This window comes from Sphingobacterium sp. SYP-B4668 (genome assembly GCF_027627455.1).
Taxonomy (GTDB): domain Bacteria; phylum Bacteroidota; class Bacteroidia; order Sphingobacteriales; family Sphingobacteriaceae; genus Sphingobacterium.
In genome coordinates, this window is the sequence record NZ_CP115483.1 from 5,387,234 (window position 1) to 5,407,328 (window position 20,095).

The following is a 20,095-nucleotide window of genomic DNA, read 5'->3' on the forward strand; positions in this document are numbered from 1 at the left end:
AATTATAGACCAATGAAAAAATCTCTATTACTCCTTTTAACCGGCTCATTTTTAACACTATCCGCATTTGCCCAAAAGCCTGTAACCCTGAGAGCCAATCCCCCGATCGGAAAGATTATCCAAATGGATATGGGCCTCAAGACCGATGTCGATGGTCCACAAAGCATTATTATGGATATGAAGATGAAAATGGAGGTAAACCCAAAGGAATTAGCCGAGGAGCAAATTACGCTAGAAACCACCGCCCGTTCAATAAAAGCACAAATTAATGCCGGCATGATGACGCTGGACTATGATTCGGAAAAAGAGCAGACGGACGAAATGGGTAAAATGTTAGCACAACAATTCGCCTCCATCTTAAATAAGACCATCATATCAACCATGACCACACGAGGAAAAGTTATCGATGTGGTGCTGCCAGATAATATTGGCCAACAGATAGATAAAAATTCCTTTACGAATATTTCGACTACCTTTCCAGAGACACCTGTAAAGATTGGGGACTCTTGGGAGAGCGAGGTTGAGTCAGGGGAATTATTCGCAAAGATTATCACGACTTCTACCTTTAAAGAAGAAACCTCCGAAGGTTATAAAATTGATATTTCAGCCAAAGTGTTAAATGAAGCCAGTGAGCAAATTGGATCTACTTTGGGTTATTATTTGATAGACAAGGAGTCCAACATGACTAAAAAAGCACAGCTCACAACAGCCGTTCAGGTAGAAGACAACAAGGTCATCACCGAAATCAACATCACCAATACACTGTAAAATCCTTACAGACAAAATACGCACACTAAAAAAGGCTCACCATGGTGAGCCTTTTTTTCTTAATACTTGTACACTAAAAAATTTAAGCGTTAATTTCTTCTTTATACTGATCAGCAGACAATAAAGCATCCACTTCAGCAGGATTAGATAACTTTACACGAATAATCCAACCTTCGCCGTAAGAATCAGAATTAACCAACTCCGGTGATGCATCAATTGCTTCGTTAACAGCCAAAACTGTTGCCGTCACTGGCATAAACAAATCTGAGACTGTCTTTACAGCTTCTACCGTGCCGAAAACCTCGTTTGCAGCCACTTCATCTCCTACCGTATTGATATCTACAAATACGATATCGCCCAATTCACGTTGCGCAAAGTCCGTGATACCAATTACGGCTTCATCTCCTTCAACACGAACCCATTCGTGATCTTTCGTGTATTTTAATTCTGCTGGAAAATTCATAATCTTTATTTTTCTCCAAAAATAGAATTATAAGATGAGAATACAAAATAATAAGCCAACCCGTTATGAGGGCTAAACCTTCTTCCGCTATCCTTGTCCTACCGAATTTCGACAAGTCTCGACAGAGAACAACCCCATGCTATACCTGTGATAATTCTTCGGTTTTCTGTCCGGCATTCGCAAATGCAAACCATTTTAATTATGTTTAGCCTAAGATATTTTCTTATAGTAGAAACAGCAATTAAACACAGATGAATACACAGGTTGAAAAGCTATACCGAATTGCTCAAAAGGAGGAAAGATATATTATTGGGTTAATGTCTGGCACTTCTTTAGATGGTCTTGATGTTGCACTATGCAAACTTTCCGGGTCTGGAAAAGAAACGAAACTTGAACTAGTAGCCTTTGATACATTAGTCTATCAAGCAGCATTCCGAACCTATATACGGCTTGTATTCTCAAAACGAGATATAGACTTACAAATCCTGTGTGGGCTCAATGCCTATATAGGCCACGTCCATGGTCAACTCATCAATGATGCGCTAGCCAAATGGGGTGTATCTGCAGATCATGTAGACCTTATTGCCAGCCATGGGCAAACCGTTTATCACGCCCCTCAAAGCTTAACTCACGACCACGAACTTCCCAATAGTACACTCCAAATTGGCGATGGAGATCACATTGCTCATCATACAGGACTTATCACCATTTCTGATTTTAGACAAAAGCACATCGCTGCGGGTGGAGAAGGAGCTCCGTTAGCAGCATATGGTGATTATTTACTTTTTTCCGACCAACTCGAAAATCGGATTCTGCTCAACATCGGAGGAATATCCAATTTCACCTTTCTTCCCAATGGAAGCAGTGCCCTACAAGCTTATGCCACCGACTTAGGTCCAGGCAATACGATGATGAATCAATATATGAAGCAACATTATAATCAGGAGATGGATAGCGATGCCGCCATTGCACAGACAGGTAAGCCACATCCTCGACTATTAGCGGCTTTAGAAGAAAGCGAATTCCTCAATTTAGGGTTTCCAAAAACTACGGGACCAGAATTATTCAACTTAGCATACCTCACCCAAAAACAGCAACAATCCGGCACTGAAGATCTTTCCAAAGCAGATATAATGGCTACACTCTGTCATTTCTCAGCACAGACCATTGTCAAAGGTATACGCAGACAAACCCAAGGAATGGATAATGTTGCTGTATACATCAGCGGTGGAGGCTTACACAACCCTCTACTTATTAAGCTTATTAAGCAAGGGTTGCCTCATTATAAAATAACCTCTTTTGATGCCCTCGGGCTTAATCCCGATGCTAAAGAGGCTTGTCTTTTTGCCGTACTAGCCAATGAAACCTTGGTTGGACAACCAGACAATGTAAGTACAATCAAGAATTCTCCAGCAATCTGCATGGGAAAAATCAGCTTTCCCTACTAATCGTTATCAATCGCTTGATGTATAAAATTTTTAAAGGGAAGCATTGTTATCGCCGCAGCGATGACTTGTTCTAATGCATTTTTAGAACACATTTCAACATCTGTGAATTTCTTATATAGAATGAAGCTCTTTAGCTTCAATATTTCAATTTCCGAATGAGATGCATCGTATCCTGCAGGTGGACGCATCAACTTATCCTCTGCCGATAAGTCTCCCGTCTCCCAGCCCGAACTTGCTAATGCCTTATGCAACCCTTCCGCGTTATAGTCTATCTCTTGTCTGATAGCATCTAAATGCTCTTTATTGGGGCGCCAATATCCAACACCTAAGAAAGATTTGTCGTGCTCAATATGCAAATAGTATTCTGGGCCATCAAGTTTCCGACCATCTACTGATATGCCTGCACTAAACCAGGTCTTATACGGAGTCTTATCTTTTGCAAACCGGGTGTCTCGATAAATTCTAAATAAACATTTATTCTCGGAGATATCGGTATGTATATGTGGATCTATCTTTGATAATTCATCTATCACCGCGCGGATAAAAGCGCGTACATCGGTCAGCGCTGCCTCGTACATGTCCCTATTCTCCTGAAACCATTCCCGATTATTGTGCTCACGCAATAATTCCAAAAAAGAAAAAGTACCCTTGTTTATCTTTGCCATAATCGACTATTTACAATACTAACATTAAAAATACATATACCAACGGCGCAGCAATAAGCACCCCATCGAATCGATCTAAAAACCCGCCATGTCCCGGAAGTATTTTGCCCGAGTCTTTCACATCTAAGCTTCTCTTTAGCATCGATTCGACAAGGTCTCCTAACGTACCGAAAACGCCTATTGTCAACCCCATGACCACCCAATGCCATTTCTCTAAAGAACCAAAATAATAAGAAAGATTTAATGCCACGACCACAGCCAATAATACTCCTCCGATAAAGCCCTCCCATGTCTTATTTGGTGAAATCCGCTCAAACAACTTGCGCTTACCAAAACTACGTCCAGCAAGATATGCTCCCGTATCATTAGACCATTGTAAAATAAGGTACCCTAAGGGGATAAGATAGTTAAACGAACCCTGCACAAAAGCTAGACCCACTAAAGCCAAAAAAGGAAATACGGTATAGACCAACCCCAGAAGAGTAAATCCAATCCCTTGAAAAGGGAGCTTCTCCTCCTGATAGAGGGCTGCAATATATACCCATAAAACAAAAGGAACGGCTAACAACATCATTTTAAAACCCCAGTAATCTAAATAGGCACCACCTGCGCCAATCATCAACGCGACCCCAGCAAGTATCCCCAATGGCATATTCGGTTTACTCTCTTCCGACCCGATCAACTTATAAAACTCCGCAAGACTAGCCAACCCGAGTAAAGAGAAAAAGGCAACAAAGACCTCCCTTCCGAGTAAGTGTGCTCCTACTAAAATGATTATAAAAAATACGCCTGTAATTGCTCTGGTCTTCATTAATTTCCTTCTTCTGGATTAAATTCTATTATCAATTCATTGGCCCGAGGTTCATCTCCTTTAACAACATACAATTCCAACTTACCAAAAAGGTAAGACGAATCTTGCTTGTTTAAAATCACGGCATTAATTGCGTGCTCCGCTAACATTTGTTTGACGATCTCGGCCTGTATTGCATTCATAAACGTTTTAATCTTCACCCAATCTTTTTCCATTCGTAATTTTTTTTGAATAATTATAAAATATAAATATAAGTGTCGCAGTAATTATCAAACTGCCAACATAAACAATTGCTGGATAACTTTCAAATGTATGAAAATCTTCATATGACTTCCCGTGACGGGCATAATAAAATGCCACAAGCGTAGCCGTAGCGTTGTTGACAAAATGTGCAAAGATAGGCACCCAAATATTTTGACTCCACAACAATGCATAACCAAAAAGCACGCCCAATATCATTCTTGGAAAAAAACCATAGAACTGCACATGGATGGCGCTGAATACTATTGCCGTCAACCATATCGCTAAATGAGGGTTGCCAAATTGTTCCTCCAAATTCTTCTGTATTCCCCCTCTAAAAAACAACTCTTCACAAATACCGGGCAAAACCGCTAAAATCAGTAAATTCAAACACAATCCACCCCAACTAGTTTCCATCACGATATTGGATATCATATCACCTTTACTATTTTCGCTTTCACGCATCCACCGTTCGATGCTGCTTAAGGATTCAGGTAATGTCAATTTTGCATTCCAATCACCGATTAGATTCATCATTGGCATGAAAGCAAATAAAACTGCAAACATTACAACAAAATAAAATATGCGAAAGGGCTTCTTCTGAGGAAAATATGCGACACTTTTCTTTTCAATATGATAGAGTAAATAAGCTGGCAAGCCAAACGTCGCAACACTACTCACCCCCAACAAGAGCTTCCCGAAATAAGGGTCCGACATGATTGAATCCACAGCGGTTTCGGTATCCTTATTTATTAGCCCAAACCAAATCATTACAATACCCTGCATCACTATGCTAATCCCCAAACCCAAGATAATGAGCAATATAATCGACATCATCGGTTTGTGCGGTCGTTGTGGTATAAATTCCATTTTCCGTAATGTAAAAATAATAGCGATGTAACAGAAGCTATCGTCCAAAAATTTGTTAAATATAGGCAATATCCGTAGTTTGCCTTCTCAAATTTTCAAATACCGTATTATTTCAAATACCTAAATACAATGGAAAATCGAAGAGATTTTATAAAAAAGGCTGCGCTATTGACTGGTTCCTTTGGTCTATTTAGCGCCCTTCCTGATTCTATTGCCGCAGCCTTAGCCATAGAACCTGCCCCAGGTTCGACATTTTATGATGCCGAACATATCGTCCTTTTGATGCAGGAAAACAGGTCCTTTGACCATAGCTTCGGTACGCTAAAAGGAGTTAGAGGATTTAATGATCCTAGAGCTATCCGTTTGCCCAATAATAACCTGGTTTGGTTGCAACGCAACAAAGAGGGACAAACCTATGCCCCGTTCCGTCTAGACATTGACAATTCCAATGCTGCATGGACCAGAGATCTTCCACACTCGTGGGAAAATCAAACTAGTGCCAGAAATGGCGGAAAGCATGACAACTGGCTGAACGCTAAACGTTCTGGAGTCAAGGGTCAACAAGATATTCCATTGACCTTGGGCTATTATACCCGCACTGACATTCCTTTCTATTATGCCCTAGCCGACGCTTTCACGATTTGCGATCAACACTTCTGCTCTTCCATAACGGGCACTACCACCAATAGACATTTCTTTTGGACAGGTAAATGCGTGCCTGCAAAAGGAGAAAAACCCCTCGTCCGCAATTCAGATGTATACTTCAACAAATATGCTTCTTGGAAAACATTTCCCGAACGTCTAGAAGACAACAACATTTCTTGGAAAGTCTATCAAAATGAGGTTAGCATACAAAATGAGCTTGGAGGTGATCGGGAGCCTTGGTTGGGTAATTTCACCGACAATAATTTGGAATGGTTTGATCAATATCAGATACGCTACAAGACCAGCCATATCAATTTCTTAAACCAAAGAATTGCAGAACTACCCCAAGAAATCAAATCCTTAGAAACCGAAATCAGTAAATCGAAAGCCGCAGAAGTACAAAAACTACAGAACACCCTCGCTAACAAACGGCAGCAGTTAGATAGCTACCGCAATGAGGTGCAAAAGTATAGTACAGAAAAGTTCAATACCCTCCCTCAAAATCAACAATCCTTACATCTTCGCGCATTCCAAACCAATGAAAAAGATCCTCATTATCATCAAGTTGAAGAGGTCATAATGGAAGAAAATGGACAAAAATATCCCATTACAGTTCCAAAAGGAGATGTTCTTTTCCAATTTAGGGAGGATGTCAAAAATGGAAACCTTCCTACCGTATCTTGGCTTGTCGCCCCGCAAAACTTCTCAGACCATCCCAGCGCTCCAATGTACGGTGCATGGTATGCATCCGAAATACTCAACATCCTTACCCAATCACCAGAAGTATGGAAAAAAACAATCTTCATTCTCAATTATGACGAGAATGACGGATATTTTGATCATATTCCTCCTTTTGTTGCCCCCAATCCCAATGACCCCTCCTCAGGCAAGACATCAGCCGACCTAGACTATAGGGATGAATATGTAAGCAAGCAACAAGAGATCGCATCTGGTGTATCCGAACAAAACGCAACAGAAGGACCGGTAGGGCTTGGCTACCGAGTTCCACTCATTGTAGCATCCCCGTGGTCAAAAGGAGGGTGGGTCAACTCCGAAATATGTGATATTACCTCTACTATCCAATTTCTGGAAGTATTCCTCAGTAAAAAATTCAACCGTTCAATTACCGAGGACAACATTAGTACATGGCGAAGGGCAATCACAGGTGATCTCACCTCGGTATTTAGAAAAGCATCTTCTGATACGCTTTCCAATCCATCATTTTTGGATCGCAATGATCAAGTGTTCAAGATTAATAAAACCAAACAATTACAATCACCCAACAATTATCATCTATTCACAAATTCGGAAATTGAAAGCGCCAATCAACAACCTAGAAAAAGCACTTTCCTTCCACAGCAAGAATCTGGAATAAAAAATTCCAACGCTCTTACGTACGAACTTTACATAGATGGTCAAGTCACATCAGATACTTTCAGACTGGATTTTAAAGCCGCCAACAATCTCTTTGGTGTCAAAGCCTTAGGAGCACCTTTCAATGTATATGCAGGTTCTGATTACAGAGATGGGGTAGCCTTTTGGCCGTTTGCAACCTCTGCTGGAAATTCTGTAGATTTCGCTTGGAAACTCGCTGATTTCAAAAATGGTCAATACGATCTCAAAGCTTACGGCCCGAATGGGTTTCTAAGATCATTCCGAGGAAGCGCTGTTGATCCTGCGATAACAGCATCGTGTATATATGAGCTAGACAAGACTGGCAGACCATCGGGCAATATCGTCATCAAAATATCAAATACAGACAGGAAACAAGCGTACAACATCCGTATCAATAGCGATGTATACGATAAAATAGATATCCGGGTGTCGCTCAAACCGGGGCAAGAAAGACAAGTCACAATAGATAACAAAAAACACCATAATTGGTACGAATTCAGGCTTACTATTGATCGCTTCCCTCATTTCTTACGCGAATATGCTGGTCGTGTAGAGACCGACTCGCCTGCTATGACAGACCCTCAAATGGGTTAAAACAAATACCAGTAAAAAGAATGGTCCGAATAGAAAATATTCGGACCATTCTTTTTCTCTTACTAATTGACCCTTACTGGGTCGGCTGGCTTTTTCAACTCTTTGTATGGATATGTTTTCATCTCCTCCATTAAGATTTGTATGGTCTTTTCCAACTGCGGATCCCGCCCCTCTAACAAATCCTTGGGTGTCTGTTCTACAAAAACATCTGGAGCGACGCCTTCGTTTTCGATAATATATTGTCCATTCAAATCGAAGACACCAAAGTTGGGCGCAGTTATTCGACCTCCATCCAACAAAGGAGGATAACCACTTATTCCCACCAAGATTCCCATCGTCGTACGCCCTACTAATTTGCCGAGCCCCTTATGTCTAAACATATAAGGCATCATATCTCCACCAGACCCTGCATTTTCGTTTATAATCATCGCCTTTGGTCCATAAATACCATTTCCTGGTGTCGTAAAACTCCTGCCATCACGAATAGCCCAACCCGCGATTAAATCTCTCGACAACAGATCAATAACATAGTCCGCGACCGATCCTCCACCATTGTTACGTTCATCCAACAGCAATGCCTTTTTATCCATTTGCGAAAAGTAATAACGATTGAAGGATGTATACCCTTCACTACCAGTATTGGGCATATATACGTACGCTATTTGTCCCTTACTCAACTCATCCGTACGCTTCCTGTTACGCTCTACCCATTCGGTTCTTCTCAAATTGATTTCATCACTAAATGCTATTGGCTTGACCACCACTTCTCGAGCGCCAACCATAGAAGGTTGACTATTGATAGTCAATACGACTTGTCGCCCGACTGTTTGTTCAAATAAACTGTAAATATTGCGATCGGCCGTTAACTCGACACCATTGACGCCAACAATAAACATCCCGGGTTCTATATTCAATCCCGGCTCCGATAGAGGAGCTTTCAAATCCGGGTTCCAATCCAATCTCGAAAATATTTTTTCCAAACGATAGCGATTATCCACGACCTTGTAATCCGCGCCCAACATGCCCACACCCACCGATGGAGTAGAGGGTTGGTCTCCTGGGTAGATATAATTATGCCCTACAACCATCTCGCCCATCATTTCGTTCAACAAATAGGACAAATCCGACCGATGATTCACAAAAGGAAGAAAGCGTTGATATTTGGTTTTAACAGCATTCCAGTTGGCCCCATGCATATTTTCGACATAGAAAAATTCCTTTTCCAATGCCCAGACTTCATTGAAAACCTGTTTCCACTCAGCAATAGGATCTACCAATTGCTTCACCCCAGTTAGTTTAAGCTTTCCATTGTCAGGAATGGGTTTCTGATTAGCATTAACAATAAAATAAGCATCTCCCAAACCGTACATCATTTTTTTACCATCAGCACTTACCGTAAATCCATTTGCCCCTTCTATTAACACCTTGTCCTCCAGTTTTTTTAGATCGAACATCCCAATAGTACGGCCTCTTTGATAAAGCAAGAAATCAGAAACTTGACCATTCAATCGATAATATCCCGGGGCCAAAGGCAAACTTATTATACGATTGGAGATGCCATCAAAGTCCACTTTTATCGTCTTAGGTTTCGGTTCCTCCTTTTTATCCTCTTTATCTTCTTTTTTCGCTTCCTCTTCCTTTTCCTTACCTATTGGCTCCTCGTCACTTTCCAATTTGAAAAGGGTAGGAGTATCCTTAGACAGCATAAATGCATATACCGAATAGTTGACAGGTCTATCGTATGCTGACATGTGAAGACCCGAATTGGTAAGACCCGTATTTGTACTGGCCGAGAAAAACAAATATTTACCATCTCTACTGAATACCGGCTGTCTTACTGCAGACATGCCATCCGTCACTTGGTTACTTTGTCTGCTTTCCAAGTTATACATAAAAATTGCTGTCACCGCATTCGGTAAGGTCTTGATATACGAAATCCATTTTGAATCAGGAGACCACGAAGGTTGGAAATGATTACCTGTACGTCCAGTATGGGACCCCAATTTGTCATCATCTACCTTGACTACCTTTTTACTTTCTATATCTACATAATACAAATTAAGATGTGCATCGTTAAAAAACAGCTTCTTACTATCTGGCGACCAAGTTGGGTCGAAGTAGAAATAGTTATCACCCAAAGTAATATATAAGGGGTCATTTTTTGCCTTTTGGTCCCGAAGGACGAGTTCGTACTTCCCTCTAGCATCCGATAGATAGGAAATCCATTTACCATTAGGTGACCAGTCTGGAAATTTCTCGTGCGATCCAGGCGCATTCGATATATTTCGTGCATCGCCCTTCTCTTTAGGGATGGTTACTATTTCGCCCCTAGACTCAAAAATAGCGCGTTGACCTGTTGGAGACAAGTTCCAATTCCGGATATCTTTGCTGATGTCGACATAATGGGTTCGCTTATAAAGATTATCTGCCGAGATATAAATTGGTACAGCACTATACCTGCTACTTTTAACATTCAATATGTATATTTTGCCCTCCGCTTCAAATATTAGCTCATCCCCAAATCCGCCCAGCGTACGGACATCGTAGTCCTTAAAGTTGGTCAGCTTCTCCACTTTTTTAGACTTGACATCATAGCTGTATACATTAACGATCTTATCCCTGTCCGAAAGAAAATACACTTTTTCGCCTAACCAAATCGGTTTTACGTCGTTACTTCGTTCACCCGGCACGATTTGGATATTTGCAGTTTTGTTATCAAATATCCAAATGGACGGCATACCACCTCCTCGATATCGTTTAAATGCAACCCGATCGCGCTCTGTGGGGTCTCCGTTTTTGATATAGGCCCAAGAGTTTCCATCTGCCGATGGAGAGCCTTGGTAAGCTTCTGGCATGGGTAGTGCCTGACTCTTACCCGTATGGATATCTATCTTAAATAATCGTGATCCTAGTGAATATTCAAAGTCTTGGGTACTGGTAAAATAGATTTCATCGTTATCAATCCATCCGCGTACTACATCTGCAGACGGATGATAGGTAACGCGACGAGGCTCTCCGCCAGAAATAGGTATTACATACACGTCGGTATTGCCGTCATAATTACCAGTAAAGGCTATTTGCTTACCATCTGGAGAGAAAATAGGATTCTGTTCAATGTCAGGATTTATAGTCAATCGATGTGGATTACTTCCATCTTTTGAAGCAATCCAAATATCACCACCATATACAAAAGAAATATGATGTTGACTAATACTCGGACTTCTCAATAAGAGCGTTTCTTGCTCCTGAGCATTAGCCGCAACTGCGATAACAGACGTTAAAACAAGGCCACAATAAAGCTTTAATCTTTTATTCATAAATAAGCGAAAATATGGGATAAACATACCGCTATTTTTAAATTATTGGGACACCTATATCAAATAAGTTGCAAAAAAAAAGCGCTGATTTTCATCAGCGCTTATAAATATTGTAATTCAATAAATTGTTATGCGATTTCGCCTTCTACTTCTAATACAATCCCTTCATCTACAATCACACGTCCGCAATGTTCACAGATAATGATTTTCTTACGTTGACGAATTTCGGACTGCATTTGTGCAGGAATCTTATTGTGGCAACCAGAACAGCTATCACGATCGATAGAAACAACAGCAAGACCATTTTTGAAGGAGTTACGAAGTCTGTTGTAGACATTCATAAGACGTTCCTCAATGTTCTTTTCTGCGCCTTCAGAACTTTTCAACAATGCATCTTCCTCTTTTTGAGTTTCTGAAGTGATTGTATCCAGTTCATTTTTCTTACCATCTAGTTCTCCTCTGCTATAATCCATGCTCTTAACTGTGCTTTCATACTGCTCAGTTTTATTACGAATCTCGAATTCATATTCTTTAATTCGTTTTTCACAAACTTGAATCTCTAAGCCTTGAATCTCGATTTCTTTAGAAATAGCGTCGTACTCACGGTTATTTTTGACCTCATTAAGTTGACCCTCATATTTTTTGATGGCACTTTGAGCATCTTTGATCATGTTCTTACGTTTCACGATTGAATCCTCCAAATCGTCCAAATCAGTTCTGATTTTTTCGATACGAGTCTCCAGTCCTGCTATTTCATCTTCAAGATCAGCTACTTCAATAGGCAATTCCCCTCTTATTTGGCGAATTCTATCGACTTTAGTATGTATGGTTTGTAAAGACCATAATGCTTTCAATTTTTGTTCTACGGTTTGTTCCATTAACTGTAGTATTTTATTGGATTTGTATCTATTTCCGTTATTAGGACTGCAAAGTTAGCAAATTTTTTCCGAATAATTTCTAACAATAATTCTTGCGTAAATTGTTCACTTTCAAAATGTCCCGTGTCTGCAATGACAATATCTTCTTCCGCATCGAAAAACTCATGGTACTTATAGTCTGCCGTCACAAAGAAATCTGCACCTGAGCGCTTGGCATCTGACAGCAAAAATCCCCCAGCACCACCGCATACTGCCACTCTTGAGACCTCTTTACCTCTTAATGCAGTATGTCGTATTACTGTCAGATTAAGCTTGTCTTTCAAGTGTCGTAAGAAATCCTCTTCGGCCATCGGAACACTCAAATTACCGATAATTCCCGACCCAACCTCTTGAAAACTATTTTCCAATGTCACAATATTATAGGCGATTTCCTCGTATGGATGGCTTGAATACATAGCTACAAGTATATTACGCTCCTTGGATTTAGGAAATATCACTTCGATTTTAGTCTCCTCTACGCGCTCTTGTTGGCCAATATTTCCTATACTTGGTTCGGCGCCCTCAAGAGGTCTAAATGTTCCATAGCCTGCCGTATTATAACTACATTGATCATAACGACCAATACTTCCAGCCCCTGCTTCGAATAATGCTTCGCGAACACTCTCCACATGCGATCGGGGTACATATACAATTAGTTTTAGCAACAGGTTTTTCTTCTGCTGAAGAATCGCTGTATGGGTTAAACCGATTTTTTCGCCAATCTTAGAGCTAACCCCGCCAAAGATATTGTCGAGATTTGTATGGATAGCATACAGTGCAATGTTATTTTGAATTGCTTTGATAATCACACGCTCGACGTAATTGGCCCCTGTAAACTTCTTGAGCCCTTTAAAAACAATGGGGTGATGTGAAATGATAAGATTACACCCCTTGGCAATTGCCTCATCGACAACAGACTCTGTGCAATCCAAAGATATCAAGACACTGGTCAGCTCCTCTTGTGGATTACCCACCAAAAGACCGGAGTTGTCATATGATTCCTGATAGGAAAGCGGAGCAATCTCTTCCAAATATGTCGTAAGTTCTTGTATTTTCATTCTTCAATATTGATTATCCCAACTGTATCTCTTGATTAAGAGCAAACATTATACCTCATTAATCGCTTTCTCCTTAAATTTATTGTGTTCCTTTAACAAATTACGATATTGGTTGATTTTTACCCAATACGTAATAAAATAGATCAGATTGAGCACTCCGGCAATTACCAAAATAAATGGTGGGAATGGTATATTGATAGACAAATATGTCCAAGCGTAGAGTCTGCCCTCTTTTTGTGTCGGATTCTCTTCCACAGCAATTTTACGATCATAGAACTCGTTGTTCAATGAATCACACAATCTTCTTGCCACCTCAAAATGCCAATAAATATTAAACAAAGGCACCGCGACGAACCAAGCTTGATTTGGAAGGATATTTCTATTTTCTTTCGAAACCAAATTTAAGGTTTGGCGTATGGTATTTGCAAACAAAATCCAAAAAGTAAGACGTACTAGCGACACAGCCAAAAGAACATATAGCATCTCTGTGGTCAATTTATCAGGGGCAAACTCTAACATTTTTATTTGAATTTCTTTTTTCTAAACTTAGATAATTTTGCTTTTATATACAATAGAATCTGTATTCTATACCAATAGCACTTTTATCCCTTTTTATAAATATGGAGTTATATAGGCTCCTTAAGTGTCCTCAATACCAACTAATCCGATAAGAGCAAAAGAATATACGCAGCACATACTATAATGTGATTTATTCTATTTTGTTTAACGTGTATTGACAGTACCAAATTATAACGTACAATAGTTACATACCAATCTAAAAGTACAATAAAAAAATTGCTGGCTTTTTATGAAAGTCATCTTTACGTTTTTTCCACTGCGCTACCGACAACGTAGCGATAAATTCCTCTTCGGCTGTCAGACTACTAGCTACACAAATCTTCGTCTGATCTTTACAAACCTTCAACAACTCTGCAAACAGTTGATTATTACGAAAAGGTGTCTCGATAAAGATTTGAGTTTGCTTTTCTTTATACGCTTGATTTTCCAGCTCCTTTATTTTCTTACTACGATCAGCCTTATCTATTGGCAGATATCCTTGAAAAGCAAATTTTTGGCCGCTGAAACCGGAGGCCATCAAGGCCAATAATATAGAGCTTGGCCCTACTAAAGGGACGACCTTGACTCCCAATCGATGAGCCTCGGCCACAATATCGGCGCCTGGATCAGCGATTCCAGGACATCCAGCCTCTGACATCAACCCGACATCCTTTCCAGAAAGCAACCCCGCAAAAAACTCTCCTAGATTCCGTTTGTCTCGTTTATGTTTTCCATAATCATGAACGATTAATTGACTTTGGGGAGTCGTTAATCCGGCTTGTTTTAGAAATTTGCGCGCAGTCTTTTCATTTTCGACTATATACTCTGTAATAAGATTAATAGTCTCCTGAAGATAGGGGGTGTAGGATGCCCGAGCCGCGTCATCACTAAGCGGCACAGGGAGTAAATAAAGTGTTCCTTTCGACATATACAAACCTAATCAATTCTATCCAATTGTGTAAACATATATGTATGTTAATGAGGATTCGGATCAGTTCTAGCCTCCGTTCTTAGCCAAATTTTTATAAATTCCCCGTTTCCTGTGTAAGGACAGAGACCACGTGAGTATCAAGTCCAATAATTAGGTAGCGTTTAGATAGTCTTAACGTAGGGTTAACATAGCCTTAGCTTAGCCATTTGTTATGTTAACCGTATGTATACTCTAATTAAAACCCGTCTTAATATATAAGTTGGTATACCGTTGAATTCTAGCAAACGTAAGGTCGCCGGCCGTGTTATAGAAACCATTGCATATCCCTCTAAAAAGTACTATCCCTAGTTATTTTACACAGAAGTATTAGACCTAAGTCAGTAACATTGTACTCCATACTAAAAAAGCACTTGTAATAAAATACTATTTTTTCTAGTTTTGTATAAATGGTATCTCAAATAACAGAAGGGGTTAAGATTTCGGTAGAATTTATTTATCAGCCAGAATACTCCAATCCGGAAAAGGAACATTTTATGTTTGCCTACAGGATATCTATTGAAAATATTGGAGATAGTACTTTTCAGCTTATGAGACGTCATTGGCATATTTTCGATGCTATTGGTGAGCACAGAGAGGTTGATGGAGACGGGGTAGTGGGCGAGCAACCCATCATCGAGCCAGGTGACACTCATCAGTATGTATCCGGATGCAATCTCAAAAGTGAAATGGGATTTATGGAAGGTACCTATCAAATGCGCCGTACTTTAGACGACGAACTTTTTGATGTTGAAATTCCGCGATTCAATCTCATCGCCAACCATAGATTGAACTAGCCTTCGTTTGATAACTGTCAACACCCTATCCTCATTAAGATTCATTAACATTATTCCTACCGTAAAAACTATTTTATTCTGTACTTTTGTATCCTATTATGGATAAAACTGTCTATACGGCATTGATTTTAGGTTCTACAGGCCTGATAGGGGACATACTGATGCACAATCTATTGGCAAGCGACTGCTACTCAAAGATATATGCAATATCAAGGCGTCCGCTTGGCTTTGAACATCCCAAAATGGTCAATATCGTGGCTGACTATTATTCAATAGACGATTACATTAAAGATTTAAAAGTAGATCATTTCTATTCCTGTATAGGGAGTACAAAAAGCAAGACCCCTGAGCGAGATATATATTATCAAATCGATCATGATTACCCATATAAAGTATCTAAATACTTAATAAACAATAAGTTAACAAACATCTGTATTGTTTCAAGTATAGGTGCAAACAGCAAATCAAAGAACTTCTACCTTAAGATGAAAGGGGACTTGGAACGAGATATTATCAAGCTTGCCATTCCGAACACCTTTATTTTAAGGCCTTCCTTGCTTCTGGGAAAAAGAGGAGAGAAGAGGTTACTTGAATCCATATCATCATTTGTGATGAGTGTATTGAACGTGTTCCTATTAGGAAGGTTGAAAGATTACAGAAGTATAAAAGCAGAAGATGTGGCTAGTACGATGCAAAAAATCACCACATCTCAAAGAAAAGGATTACATATTATTCAAACAGAAAAAATAAAAGAATTAGCGTGAGTATATTATCTACAGAACAAGTCAGCCACTCTTTCAATGACAGATGGCTATTCAAAGATCTCCATTTTGGACTACAAAAAGGAGATAGAATAGCGCTTGTCGGAATTAACGGTACCGGAAAATCAACCCTTTTATCCATATTAGCAGAAAAGCAGGCGCCCACTTCTGGAAAAGTAGTGAAAGAAAAGGGAATAAAAGTGGGCTTCCTTCCGCAAAATCCAGATTTTTCAGGATTGAATTCCATAAACGATTTCATCTATAGCGCCGACAATGAGCAACAATCGCTCATCAGAGCATATGAAGAACTCTTGTCTCAAGATAATCCCGACCAGCAAGAATTGGAAGATCTTACTGAAAAGCTTTCGTTACTAGAAGCCTGGGAGTACGAGTACAATATTAAAACTATTCTTAACAGGTTAAATATAACCGATTTCTCACAACAGATAGAGAAGCTTTCAGGAGGTCAACGCAAACGTTTGTCACTAGCCAAATTACTGATAGACGAGCCAGACGTATATATCTTAGACGAACCTACCAATCATTTGGACATTGAAACAATAGAATGGTTGGAAAAACTATTGACCACGGGAAATAAGACCGTATTACTCGTCACGCACGACCGCTATTTTCTAGATGGCGTCTGTACAGAAATTAGAGAATTGGATAGGGGTAGTTTACTTACCTTCAAAGGTAACTATAGCTATTACTTAGAAAAAAAGGCTGAGCGTGAAACTAACGATGCGCTCCTAGTAGAAAAAAGTCGCAACCTGTTGCGGAAAGAGTTGGAATGGATGCGTCGCCAACCACAAGCTCGCGGCACAAAATCCAAATCAAGGATAGAAGCATACTATGACCTAGAAGAAAAATCTAAGGCCGCAAAGAAAAATGAATCAGTACAACTCAGTGTAAAGATAAGTCGTCAAGGTTCAAAAATACTTGAATTAGAAAATGTATCGAAATCTTTTGGATCAAAAAAGGTCATCGAAAATTTTTCATATACGTTTAAAAAGGGTGACCGCATTGGCCTTTCTGGTAAAAATGGATCTGGTAAATCTACCTTTCTGAACTTGATAACCAATTTAGAGACCCCAACGTCAGGAACCGTATCAATAGGGGAAACAACAGTTTATGGATATTACAAACAAGGGGGATTGGAATTCCAACCCAATGAAAGAGTAATAGATGTTGTTAAAAATGTTGCTGAGTATATTGAAATGGCAAAGGGTGAAGTTATCACAGCATCTCAACTATTGACTCATTTTCTATTTCCTCCTGAAAAACAATTCGGTCTGGTTGAAAAATTAAGTGGTGGTGAACGCAAAAGACTTCAACTAATGCGGGTACTTATGCGCAACCCCAACTTCTTAATTCTGGATGAACCTTCGAATGATCTTGATATAGATACGCTAAACGTACTTGAAGATTTTCTAGATAAATACACCGGAGTTCTTTTACTTGTCTCTCATGATAGATACTTAGTGGATAAAATGACAGACCAATTATTCATCTTTGATGGAACGGGAAGTATCAACATCTATAATGGTAACTACGCTGATTTTAAAATAGAACAAGAAGCTGCAGCTAAAGCTAGTAAAAATACAAAAGAAATAGACAAACCCATTACAAAGGAAACAGTAGCGGATAAAAAGAAACTATCTTACAAGGAAGAAATTGAATACAAAAAACTAGAAGAAGATATAACAAGATTAGAAGAGGATATTCAAAATAAAAACAATAAACTTCTTGAATTAACAGACCATATCACATTAAGCGACACTGCATCCGAAATAACTAAACTTCAAGAAACACTAGAGACAAAAACTAATAGATGGATGCAATTAGCGGAATTAATGGGATAACACGTGTGTTCCACGTGAAACTAGAATAAAAACAACATACGCGGAACACATATCGTTCCACGTGAAACAATACACAAAATGTTTAATAAATACAATGTAATAGTAGTAGGGGCAGGACACGCAGGATGTGAAGCAGCAGCAGCAGCAGCCAATTTAGGTTCCTCGGTACTTCTGATAACTATGAATATGGGGGTAATCGCACAAATGAGTTGTAACCCAGCGATTGGAGGTGTAGCGAAAGGTCAAATTGTAAGAGAGATAGATGCTATGGGCGGATATACTGGTGTTATTGCAGATAAATCTACTCTACAATTTAGAATGCTAAATCTTTCTAAAGGACCTGCGATGTGGAGTCCCCGTTCTCAAAATGACAGGATGCGCTTCGCCGAAGAATGGAGATTACAGCTTGAGTCCCTTCCAAATCTAGATATATGGCAAGACACCGTTAAAGAGGTTATCGTTGAGCAGGGGAGAGCTAAAGGCGTCATAACCTCATTGGGAATCCACATAGAAAGCGATGCAGTAGTACTCACCAACGGCACCTTTCTAAATGGTATCATACATATAGGAGATAAAAAATTTGGTGGCGGCCGTACAGGAGAAAAAGCTGCAACAGGACTGACAGAACAGCTAGTCAGCCTTGGGTTTGAATCGGGTAGAATGAAAACTGGAACTCCACCACGTGTAGATGGTCGATCATTGAACTATGCTTTGATGGAGGAACAATGGGGTGACGAACCCAAAGGCCGATTTTCCTATACAGATGTTCAAATGCCCACCGAACAAAGATGTTGTTGGATTACCTATACAAATGACAAAGTGCATGAGATGCTCAAAACAGGGTTTGAAAAATCACCCATGTTTACCGGTAGAATAAAGGGACTTGGTCCACGCTATTGTCCATCTATAGAAGATAAAATAAACAGATTTGCAGAACGTGAAAGACACCAAATATTTGTAGAGCCAGAAGGATTCCAAACTGTAGAAATCTATGTAAATGGATTTTCTACTTCTTTGCCCGAAGATGTACAACAAAAAGCACTACGACTCATACCGGGGTTCGAAAATGCAAAAATGTATAGACCAGGATATGCCATAGAATATGACTTCTTCCCACCAATGCAATTAGATCTCACACTTGAAACATTAAAGGTCAAACATCTTTTCTTTGCAGGACAAATAAATGGAACTACTGGATATGAAGAAGCTGCCGCTCAAGGATTCGTAGCAGGCATCAATGCTCACCAAAGAATAAATGACCTACATGAACTTATCATGAAACGTTCGGAATCCTATATAGGCGTCCTTATCGATGATCTCGTTACAAAAGGGACAGAAGAACCTTATAGAATGTTCACTTCTAGGGCCGAACATAGGCTTCTTTTAAGACAAGATAATGCAGATATACGTCTAACACCAATAGCACATAAACTAGGCTTGGTAGGGGATGATCGACTTAATAAGGTCAACGACAAAATAAACAATTCAGACGCTATCGTTAACTATCTACGCCAACAAAGTGTTACACCAGACGTTATCAATCCATCACTGGTTACCCTCAACTCATCAGCGATAAATCAGAAAACGAAATTATTCAATATATTAAGTAGACCACAGTTAAATATATACGACTTAGCAAATGCGGATACTGCATTTAAAGACTATCTTTCAAGCTTCGACAACGAAACTATTGAACAAGCCGAAATTAAAGTTAAATACGATAGTTACTTTGAAAAGGAAATGGACATTGTCAATAAAATGAAAAAAATGGAAGACAAAGAAATTAATCCAGACTTTGACTATGATTCACTAACTTCACTGTCAATTGAAGCACGCCAAAAACTACTAAAAGTAAAACCCAGAACATTAGGGCAAGCATCCAGGATTTCAGGAGTTTCACCTGCCGATATAAGCGTATTAATGGTACATATGAATTAACACACTCATTATCAATAAGTT

General features: G+C 39.5%; 17 protein-coding genes. 7 read left to right on the forward strand and 10 right to left on the reverse strand.

Annotation, left to right across the window (positions count from 1 at the left end):
* The first annotated feature begins 12 nt into the window (after positions 1-12).
* A complete protein-coding gene (locus tag OQ289_RS21970) occupies positions 13-768 on the forward strand; it encodes a DUF6263 family protein (RefSeq protein WP_270088825.1) in 756 nt (251 codons plus the stop codon).
* A gap of 82 nt (positions 769-850) precedes the next feature.
* On the opposite strand, the gene gcvH is transcribed toward OQ289_RS21970, so the two are convergent.
* Positions 851-1,231, reverse strand: coding sequence for a glycine cleavage system protein GcvH (gene gcvH / locus OQ289_RS21975; RefSeq protein ID WP_033563862.1), 381 nt, complete (start codon positions 1,229-1,231; stop codon positions 851-853).
* A gap of 251 nt (positions 1,232-1,482) precedes the next feature.
* Between gcvH and OQ289_RS21980 the strand changes: the two genes are divergently transcribed.
* Positions 1,483-2,679: an anhydro-N-acetylmuramic acid kinase gene (locus tag OQ289_RS21980; RefSeq protein ID WP_270088826.1), complete on the forward strand. Its 1,197-nt coding sequence runs from the start codon at positions 1,483-1,485 to the stop codon at positions 2,677-2,679.
* Here the strand turns inward: OQ289_RS21980 and OQ289_RS21985 are convergent.
* The 4 genes from OQ289_RS21985 to OQ289_RS22000 are packed head-to-tail and all read right to left on the reverse strand — an operon-like array spanning position 2,676 to position 5,265.
* Entirely contained in the window at positions 2,676-3,344 is a 669-nt protein-coding gene (locus tag OQ289_RS21985) for a DUF2461 domain-containing protein (RefSeq protein ID WP_270088827.1), read from the reverse strand. The two genes, OQ289_RS21980 and OQ289_RS21985, sit on opposite strands and share 4 nt — an antisense overlap.
* Positions 3,345-3,354: 10 nt before the next feature.
* The gene (locus OQ289_RS21990) at positions 3,355-4,155 is read right to left on the reverse strand and encodes a phosphatidate cytidylyltransferase (RefSeq protein ID WP_270088828.1); all 801 of its coding nucleotides are present in this window, start codon (positions 4,153-4,155) and stop codon (positions 3,355-3,357) included.
* Complete coding sequence (locus OQ289_RS21995) at positions 4,155-4,370, reverse strand: putative signal transducing protein (RefSeq protein ID WP_033563858.1); 216 nt, start codon at positions 4,368-4,370, stop codon at positions 4,155-4,157. Before OQ289_RS21995 ends, OQ289_RS21990 begins: the two co-directional genes overlap by 1 nt.
* On the reverse strand, positions 4,345-5,265 hold the full coding sequence (locus OQ289_RS22000) for a CPBP family glutamic-type intramembrane protease (protein WP_270088829.1): 921 nt from the start codon (positions 5,263-5,265) through the stop codon (positions 4,345-4,347). The genes OQ289_RS21995 and OQ289_RS22000 overlap by 26 nt, the downstream gene beginning before the upstream one ends.
* A 129-nt stretch (positions 5,266-5,394) precedes the next feature.
* On the opposite strand from OQ289_RS22000, the gene OQ289_RS22005 reads away from it, so the two are divergent.
* The gene (locus tag OQ289_RS22005; protein ID WP_270088830.1) at positions 5,395-7,899 is read left to right on the forward strand and encodes a phosphocholine-specific phospholipase C; all 2,505 of its coding nucleotides are present in this window, start codon (positions 5,395-5,397) and stop codon (positions 7,897-7,899) included.
* A 62-nt stretch (positions 7,900-7,961) separates the two neighbouring features.
* Here OQ289_RS22005 and OQ289_RS22010 read toward each other — a convergent pair whose 3' ends face one another.
* The 5 genes from OQ289_RS22010 to OQ289_RS22030 form a co-directional block, all read right to left on the reverse strand.
* Positions 7,962-11,216: a S41 family peptidase gene (locus OQ289_RS22010; protein WP_270088831.1), complete on the reverse strand. Its 3,255-nt coding sequence runs from the start codon at positions 11,214-11,216 to the stop codon at positions 7,962-7,964.
* A gap of 128 nt (positions 11,217-11,344) precedes the next feature.
* Positions 11,345-12,094, reverse strand: coding sequence for a zinc ribbon domain-containing protein (locus OQ289_RS22015; protein ID WP_270088832.1), 750 nt, complete (start codon positions 12,092-12,094; stop codon positions 11,345-11,347).
* Positions 12,094-13,191: a Nif3-like dinuclear metal center hexameric protein gene (locus OQ289_RS22020; protein ID WP_270088833.1), complete on the reverse strand. Its 1,098-nt coding sequence runs from the start codon at positions 13,189-13,191 to the stop codon at positions 12,094-12,096. The genes OQ289_RS22015 and OQ289_RS22020 overlap by 1 nt, the downstream gene beginning before the upstream one ends.
* Before the next feature lie 48 nt (positions 13,192-13,239).
* A complete protein-coding gene (locus OQ289_RS22025) occupies positions 13,240-13,710 on the reverse strand; it encodes a hypothetical protein (RefSeq protein ID WP_033563853.1) in 471 nt (156 codons plus the stop codon).
* A gap of 256 nt (positions 13,711-13,966) precedes the next feature.
* Complete coding sequence (locus tag OQ289_RS22030; protein ID WP_270088834.1) at positions 13,967-14,677, reverse strand: SAM-dependent methyltransferase; 711 nt, start codon at positions 14,675-14,677, stop codon at positions 13,967-13,969.
* 449 nt (positions 14,678-15,126) lie between these two features.
* On the opposite strand from OQ289_RS22030, the gene apaG reads away from it, so the two are divergent.
* From apaG to mnmG, 4 genes are all read left to right on the forward strand, one after another.
* Entirely contained in the window at positions 15,127-15,513 is a 387-nt protein-coding gene (apaG, locus tag OQ289_RS22035) for a Co2+/Mg2+ efflux protein ApaG (RefSeq protein ID WP_033563851.1), read from the forward strand.
* Between the two features lie 98 nt (positions 15,514-15,611).
* Positions 15,612-16,277 carry a nucleoside-diphosphate sugar epimerase gene (locus tag OQ289_RS22040; RefSeq protein WP_270088835.1) on the forward strand — a complete coding sequence of 222 codons (666 nt, stop codon included), beginning with the start codon at positions 15,612-15,614 and terminating at the stop codon, positions 16,275-16,277.
* Complete coding sequence (locus OQ289_RS22045) at positions 16,274-18,136, forward strand: ABC-F family ATP-binding cassette domain-containing protein (protein ID WP_270088836.1); 1,863 nt, start codon at positions 16,274-16,276, stop codon at positions 18,134-18,136. Before OQ289_RS22040 ends, OQ289_RS22045 begins: the two co-directional genes overlap by 4 nt.
* A 78-nt stretch (positions 18,137-18,214) precedes the next feature.
* Positions 18,215-20,074: a tRNA uridine-5-carboxymethylaminomethyl(34) synthesis enzyme MnmG gene (gene mnmG / locus OQ289_RS22050; protein WP_270088837.1), complete on the forward strand. Its 1,860-nt coding sequence runs from the start codon at positions 18,215-18,217 to the stop codon at positions 20,072-20,074.
* Positions 20,075-20,095 lie beyond the last annotated feature (21 nt).